This is a genomic window from Streptomyces beihaiensis (assembly GCF_026274175.1).
GTDB lineage: Bacteria > Actinomycetota > Actinomycetes > Streptomycetales > Streptomycetaceae > Streptomyces > Streptomyces beihaiensis.
In genome coordinates, this window is sequence record NZ_JAPHNL010000127.1 from 1 (window position 1) to 7,081 (window position 7,081).

General features: G+C 68.6%; 6 protein-coding genes and 3 pseudogenes. 3 read left to right on the plus strand and 6 right to left on the minus strand.

Annotation, left to right across the window (positions count from 1 at the left end; genetic code table 11):
- Window positions 1-155: 155 nt before the first annotated feature.
- Window positions 156-647, minus strand: a complete 492-nt coding sequence (locus OFY01_RS13835) for a hypothetical protein (RefSeq protein WP_266599713.1) — start codon at window positions 645-647, stop codon at window positions 156-158.
- Window positions 648-749: 102 nt separating this feature from the next.
- The gene (locus tag OFY01_RS13840; protein ID WP_266599723.1) at window positions 750-1,295 is read right to left on the minus strand and encodes a helix-turn-helix domain-containing protein; all 546 of its coding nucleotides are present in this window, start codon (window positions 1,293-1,295) and stop codon (window positions 750-752) included.
- A 62-nt stretch (window positions 1,296-1,357) separates the two neighbouring features.
- Here OFY01_RS13840 and OFY01_RS13845 point away from each other — a divergent pair, with 62 nt between their 5' ends.
- Window positions 1,358-2,620 (plus strand): alpha/beta hydrolase, encoded by a 1,263-nt coding sequence (locus OFY01_RS13845; protein ID WP_266599715.1) that lies wholly within the window; start codon window positions 1,358-1,360, stop codon window positions 2,618-2,620.
- A 252-nt stretch (window positions 2,621-2,872) separates the two neighbouring features.
- Here the strand turns inward: OFY01_RS13845 and OFY01_RS32755 are convergent.
- Window positions 2,873-3,089: pseudogene (locus tag OFY01_RS32755) on the minus strand (N-acyl homoserine lactonase family protein); the annotation flags it as partial.
- A gap of 82 nt (window positions 3,090-3,171) precedes the next feature.
- Window positions 3,172-3,324: pseudogene (locus OFY01_RS32760) on the minus strand (TetR family transcriptional regulator); the annotation flags it as partial.
- 30 nt (window positions 3,325-3,354) lie between these two features.
- Between OFY01_RS32760 and OFY01_RS13860 the strand changes: the two are divergent.
- Window positions 3,355-4,495: pseudogene (locus OFY01_RS13860) on the plus strand (IS3 family transposase).
- A gap of 228 nt (window positions 4,496-4,723) precedes the next feature.
- Here the strand turns inward: OFY01_RS13860 and OFY01_RS13865 are convergent.
- A complete protein-coding gene (locus tag OFY01_RS13865) occupies window positions 4,724-5,521 on the minus strand; it encodes a hypothetical protein (protein ID WP_266599717.1) in 798 nt (265 codons plus the stop codon).
- 497 nt (window positions 5,522-6,018) lie between these two features.
- Window positions 6,019-6,369, minus strand: a complete 351-nt coding sequence (locus OFY01_RS13870) for a hypothetical protein (RefSeq protein WP_266599719.1) — start codon at window positions 6,367-6,369, stop codon at window positions 6,019-6,021.
- 251 nt (window positions 6,370-6,620) lie between these two features.
- Between OFY01_RS13870 and OFY01_RS13875 the strand changes: the two genes are divergently transcribed.
- Window positions 6,621-7,081, plus strand: a 461-nt coding sequence (locus tag OFY01_RS13875; RefSeq protein WP_266599721.1) for a helix-turn-helix domain-containing protein, incomplete at its 3' end; no start/stop codon positions are given.

Sequence of the window (7,081 nt, forward strand, 5' to 3'; positions counted from 1 at the left end):
CGGGCAGCCGCTCGGCGCCGGCCGCGCGCGCGGCCGGCGCCGAGCGGCTGCCCGCATCGTGGACGGGGCCGGGTGAACGACTTGGGCGGCCGTTCTCGACCAGTTGGCACCACTCGGCGTGATCGAGCGGGCCATGCCTGATCGACTCGTGTGCGTCAGCGGTAGTCCTCGGGGTGACCCTGCATCCACGTGTTGATCTTGTCGCGGGTGCCGATCAGAGAGGTCTGGTGCTTCTTCAAATTCTCGAAGGAGCGGTCGCCGCCGAGCCGCGCGTCAAGCTTCTTGATCCATCTGATCGGTTCGGCGAAATGGCCGGGCCCCTGCGGGTCCGCCTTCATGGCCCGGTCCATGCGGTGGAGTTCGTCGTAGACCCGTCCGAGGAAGTAAGCGCAGTTGCCCGGAGTGCAGGAATCGTTCAGGGTCGCCTGGAGCCCGGCGAAGGCGTCGCGGACCTTCTCGACCGGTATCGCGGGGGAGGCGGAGTCCGCAAGGGGCGCCGAGGGAGAGGCGGACGTACTCGCCGACACACTGGTCCCGCTCCCGTCGGCGGCCGTCCGGGCGGCCTTCGAGGATGTACTGCACGAGACACTGAACGCGGCCAGGGCCACGACGACAACGGCCGCACCCCGCACTGACGACTTGAGCATGGAAATCCCCCCGTGATCGCTGGACCAGCCGACCTTACAACCGTCCTTGGGCGCGCCGGCCCGGCAGGCTGGTGACCCAGACGTTCGCGTCGTGGCTTGCGGTCAGTGCGAAGGCTCTTCTCGCTGTTCGGCGGGGAACAGGATCGGGCTGAGCAGATAGCGGGCACGTTGCGGCGTGGGCTCGTTGGCGAGGAGAGGGGCGATGGCTGCCTGCATCGCGCCGATCAGTCCCATGAGTTCGTCCCTGCTCAGCCAGACCGCGTGTTGCCGGTAGCCGACGAGATCGTCCACAGGGTCGCTGCCGTCGCGGTCCAGGTAAGCGCCGAACTCGGCGACCAAGGTGGCCACGGCGGCGGCGAACGCCTGCTCGTGGTCCCGGGGGGTGAGCGCACGCGCGGTCTTCGCGTCGATGCCCGCGCGGTCCTGTCGCAGCCGGTAGCGGCGTTCGACGGCGCCTCGCACGCGCCGCTCGTCGGCGACGTCGAGGATGCCACCCGCGGCGAGCAGGTCGACGTGCCGGTAGACCGTTGCCTTGGACACGTCCGGGATCAGAGCACACAACTGTCCGGTGGTGAGGACCCGTCCGCCGCGCAGCGCGTGGACCACACGGAGGCGGACGGGGTGCGCCAGGAGTTCCAAGGTGTCCATGCCCTGAACCTTCTCATACATGCTACCTTTCTCGAAAACTGAGAACAGTGAGGGGATGCAGAATGCGAACACCGGTCGACACCGCCGTAGAGGTGGTCGAGTGGGCGCGTGACGGCCGTTTCGCGGAGATCGCGGCACTGTTCGCCCCGCCTTTGCGCGCCGTGCTCACCGCCGGGGCACTCCAGGCCGCCTGGCTCGCCGAAACCGCCGGCATCGGCCCGGTCACCGAGGTCGGCGAACCGTCGCACGAACCCCTGCGACCGGACCTGATCCGCGTCAGCATCCCCGTGACCTGCGAGCGGGGACAGTTCACCGCTGTCATGTCGGTCGACCCCGCCGGCCTGCTGAACGGACTGCGCCTCGCGCCCCCTGCCTCCGATCCGTGGGCGCCGCCTCCCTACGCGGATCCGGACGCCTTCGAGGAGCACGATGTCACGGTCGGATCCGGTGCCCTCGCCGTGCCCGGCACCGTCACCGTTCCACGCGGCAACGGCCCGTGGCCCGCAGTCGTGCTGCTGAGCGGGGGAGGACCCTTCGACCGGGACGCGACCATCGGACCGAACAAGCCCCTCAAGGACCTCGCCTGGGGGCTGGCCGGCCGCGGCGTGGCGGTACTGCGCCACGACAAGGTGACCTTCACCCACGCGGCACAGGTGGCCGCCGCGGACGACTTCACGATGACACGCGAGTACGTCCCCCACGCCGTCGCCGCCGTCCGCCTGCTCCAGAACGAGCCGGGCGTCGACTCCGACCGGGTGTTCGTCGCCGGACACAGCATGGGCGGCAAGGTCGCCCCACGGGTCGCCGAGACCGAGCCGTCCATCGCCGGCGCCGTGATCCTGGCAGGTGACGCCGAGCCCATGCACCAGGCCGCCGTCCGGGTCGCCCGCCACCTCGCCGCGCTCGACCCCGGCCCGCACTCCGACGCGGCCGTCGCGCAACTCCTGCGCCAGGCCGCGACCGTCGAGACCGCCCTGTCCCCCAGCACCCCGCGCGAGGAACTGCCCTTCGGACTTCCCGCCTCGTACTGGCTGGACCTGCGTTCCTACGACCCGGTGGCCACTGCCGCCGCCCTGGACAAGCCGCTGCTGATCCTCCAGGGCGGCCGGGACTACCAGGTCACCGTCGAGCACGACCTGCCCCTGTGGCGCGCTGGGCTGACCGCACGGCAGAACGTCACCATCCAGATCCACGAAGCCGACGACCACCTCTTCTTCCCCGGCACCGCTCCGTCGACGCCCGCCGGATACCTGGCCGCCCAGCACGTCGACGCGGCCGTCGTCAGGAACGTCGCAGCGTGGCTGGGCGGGGCCGCAAGCCTGTGAAGAACCGGGACGGCAAGCACGGACCGGACGGCACGATCGACCTGCCCGTCGGCGTCGCGGCGGCCGTCCATGGCGTGACCGCCGAGTCCGAAGGCATCCGGCCAGGTTCATCCTTGATCAAGCATGAACCTGCCGAAGCGGGAGCCTCGGCCCGGTCGGCCCGGAAAAGCGGCCATCGAACGAAAGGACTCCCCGCCGCGCAGTGGCTCCACCCGCCATCGCTGTCGTCTTCGAGAACGGCGTCGCGATCTCGGCAGGCAAGGCGTTCCGCGGGTCTCGGCGCCGGGGACGGTATCGGGCCTCCGTCCTGGGGCCCGCCTTGCCGATGCCAGCCTCGAAGAGGATCAGGCCATGATCGTGTCGCACCCGGCAGGCCGGCACAGGTTCGACCCACGGCTGCCGGCTGCCGGCCGCCGGTCTCCGATGCGGGCCGGACGAAGTAACCCAGATCGAGCCGACGCACCGACATGTCCTTCCCCGAGTGGCCCGCCCGTCAGACTCTGGAAGGTCAGCACGTCGACGAGGGCAACGCGCACCGGCAAGAGACCGCGCTTGCTGCCGAACGCGTTGTAGAGACTGCCGCGCCCCAGGCCGGTGCCGTCGACCAGATCCCGGGCCGATGTCTCGGCATGCTCGCGGTTCCTGAAAACGCCCGTGGCGTCATCCAGGACGTCGTCGCGGTGGAAGCCGCGAGATCGAGCCATGACCTGCGCGCTACTGAACTTGATCAGGCGATGCCGGGTTCGGCTGACGTGCGACAGCTTGGTCGTCCTGCCTTGTTCGGCGTCCACCCGATCACGCTGTCGAAGTGGCTGCGCCGCCGACACCGACGAGGGCGCCGGGCCCGCAACGACATCGGGTGAGTCGGCCGAGCTGCGCGAGGCCCGCAAGCGCATCCGGCTGCTGGAGCGTGAGAGCGAGGTTCTGCGGAGGGCTGCGGCGTATCTGTCGCAGGCGAACCTGCCGGCAAAATGATGTGCCCGCTCGTCCGCGAGCTGGCCGCCGTCGCTGCCCCTCACCGGGTGCCGGTGCCGGTGCCGGTGGCGGCGACGTGCCGGGTGCTCGAGCTGGCCCGCCGGCCCTGCTACCGGTGGCTGGAGCGGCCGGTCACGGATGCCGAACTGTCCGAGGCATACCGGGCCGACGTCCTGTTCGAGGCGCACCGCGACGATCCCGAGTTCGGTCACCGTTTCCTTCTCGACGAGGCCCGCGCGGCCGGTGAGGCGATGGCGGAGCGGACTGCCTGGCGGATCTGCCGGGACAACGGCTGGTGGAGTGCCTTCGGCGAACGCAGGGGCCGCGGGAAGAACGCCAAGTCCGGGCCGCCGGTCCATGACGACCTGGTGCGGCGCGACTTCACCGCGGACGGGCCGAACCGGTTGTGGCTCACGGACATCACCGAACACGCGACCGGCGAGGGCAAGCTGTAGCTGTGTGCCGTCAAGGACGTGTATTCGGGCCGCATCGTGGGCTACTCCATCGACGCTCGGATGGAGTCCCGCCTGGCCGTGTGCGCGCTGGAGTCCGCCGTCGCCCGCCGCGGCCAGGTGGCCGGTTGCGTGGTGCATTCGGACCGCGGCTCGCAGTTCCGGTCACGGAAGGTTGCTGCCGTACTCACTCGGCACGGCCTGGTCGGTGCGATGGGCCGCGTCGGGGCCCGTCGGCGACAACGCCGCCATGGAGAGCTTCTTCGCGCTGCTGCAGAAGAACGTCCTCGACCGCCGCACTCGGGCCACTCGACAGGAGCTGCGGATCGCGATCGTCACCTGGATCGAGCGGACCTAGCACCGGCGTCGGCGCCAGAGACGTCTGGGCCGATTGCCCCCCGTCGAGTACGAGACCATCATGACCCCACCCGCAGCTCTGGCCGCATAGACCCCGCTGTCACCCGATCATGCAGCAGTCCCGCCGACTACGAGACCTCCCTCGCAGCCTGACCACCACACTGAGGGTGTCCGTCAAATCGGAACAAGCTCAAACACCTACTCAGTGCCGGACAGGTGCGTCGTCCTGGCCACGGGGCAGGGGCGGCAGCCTCGACGGGCCAGGCGAGTAGGGCAGGGGGAGGGCCCACGATGCTCTGCTCTGGAGGAGCCGTCTCCCTCAGCCGTAGTGGAACTCCCTGAGATTGCCGCAGGATGGGCAACGGCCCAAGTACCACAGAGGGTTGCCGCCAACGGCGTACGTCTCTACGTCGTAACCAATGCTCCCGCATTCATGACATGAAGTGGCCAACATCGCCCGCTGCGCCGAGGCATTATCCATGACGCGCGGATGCGCGGGTGGATTGATGGCCCGCTCAGGAGGGCGAACAGCGCCTTGGGGTGGACTTGCTCGGCTGACGAGGGCCGTCGGCGGCGAGGCCTTCGGGACCTTGGACATCTTCTGCGTCTGGCGACGCTCACGCTCGTCACGCCTCATCTGCTGAACCTTCAGCAGTGCCATGTGCCGTCGTGCACGTAGCGATGGGAGAGTAAGAGCGAGCAGGCAAAGCACCAGCAGTGCAATCCCTGAGGTGAGGGCTAACGTCCACCGGAATGTTCCGTCCCTCGTGGACGTGGCCCACAACGCCACCGAACCCATTACACCAGTTAAGGAGAACTGGGCCAGAACGTCGTAGACAAGCAGCCAGGTCGGGAGATCCTTTTTGAATTGAGCCACTGGGCGCAGCAGGAGGGCCGCGAGAAGCCCGGCTGCGACCCATATCGCGGCAGTACGCCACTTCGGGGCGAAGACCATCAGCTCCGCCGCCACGGGGGTCGCGACGAGATTGAGGACTACACGGTATCCCCGCCCCCGTCCTGGGCCGAAGTCGTCGGAGGACCACCCAAAGAACACGTCGACGGCTTCGTAGAAGACTTCCCACAGCCACAGCGCCATGATCGCGGACAGCGCGATCACAACTCCGTACAAGACAGCCACCCGGCCCCCGTCCTGACATGTACGCGTGTCCACCCGATATGCCATCCGACGCTGCTCAAGACGGCGGAGATCCGACGCGAAGAGCCAGAGGCATAAGCTTGTTTCATCCTGCCGTGTACCGATGGAACCGTCGATAGGGAGGTGTACGTCGAGCTGTGCGCGGCCATCCAGGTCGCCCTGGACCGCCTCGCCTCCGACGCCTGCACGCACTGGCAGCACTACCTCGCCTACGGAGCCGCTCGGCCTTGAACTCCGGCGTGAACGAGCGGCGAGGGCGTGGCTTCTTCTTCCCCATGCTCTCCGTGACGGACATCCTTCCGGGGCAGGGCCCCTGAGCTCGGATGTCCGTCAAAGCGGATCAAGCCCAGTTCGCCAGAGGGCGTAGGCGAGGCAGCCGACGCACATGGCGCTGAGCACCGTGGTGAGGGTGGCTTCGACGAGGCGGTCCCGCAGGGTGCGCCGACTCCGCTCGCTGCTCACAGGCGCCGCCCTTCTCGCAGTGCACGTCGCAGCTCGGCGGTGTCCGGGCACAGCGCGCCGTTGTCGGCGCACTGCTCGCAGACGGCGGAGTGCTCGACCAACTGCGCGTGGACCATGGCGACCGTGCACACGGGGCAGGCGCGCGGGAAGCAGCGGTATCCGTCCTCGGCGACGCGCTCCCCGAGGTCGACACACCGGCCCGGATCGAGCGCCTCAGCGCACCACACGCAGCGCTGACCGCGCAGCTGCGCCTCCGTTGATTCGCCGACGGGCGGGACCTGAACGGGATTTTCCGCCGCGACAGTCGACGGTTCCACAGCTTGGGACAGGCTCGTAGTCTTTGCCATGTCGGCGCTCCTCAGCAGTGTTGGCAACGCCCCCGAGGCCGTCGCCTTGGCTGCGGGGGTCATTCATCTGGTTAGCCTGATGCGGGTGTTGGGCTCTGAACGATCCCCCGCCGTTAATCTCACGGTGAGTTGACTTTCCATCTCGCTGTGGAAAACGGGGGTTGCGCATGGGGACCGCGCTGGAGCCGATCGAGCTGCCGGAGTGGGCTTGGGAGCGTGCCGAGGTACGTCGGGCGCTCAGGGGCCGGGACATGGGCGCCGTGTTCCGGCACGTACAGCGGTACGTGGGCGCGAGCCAGGCTCGGATCGCGACGGCGACTGGTATGACGCAGGCCAGGGTCAGCGAGATCATCAGCGGCCGTCGTGAGGTGTCCCGCCTCGAGGTGTACGAGCGGATCGCCGACGGCCTCCACATGCCGGATGACGCCCGGCATCTGCTCGGCTTGGCCGCGAGTAAGGAGAGGCGCTCTGGTGGCGTGGCGTTCGACCTGGCCGCGTTCCCGGAGGTGGTGCGTGTGTACGCGGCGCAGCATTCGGCAGCCGAGGAGATCCAGAAGCAGGCCCGCGAAGCCGGGGAGCTGGACGTTCTGGCGGTGCGTGGCCTTGGTCTGATCGGCCTGAACGACAGCCTTCTGAGTGCGTTGTGGCAAAGGGAGTCCCTGTTCGATGAACAGGGACTTCTTCGTGTGCGGGGCATGATCGCGGAGGCGTA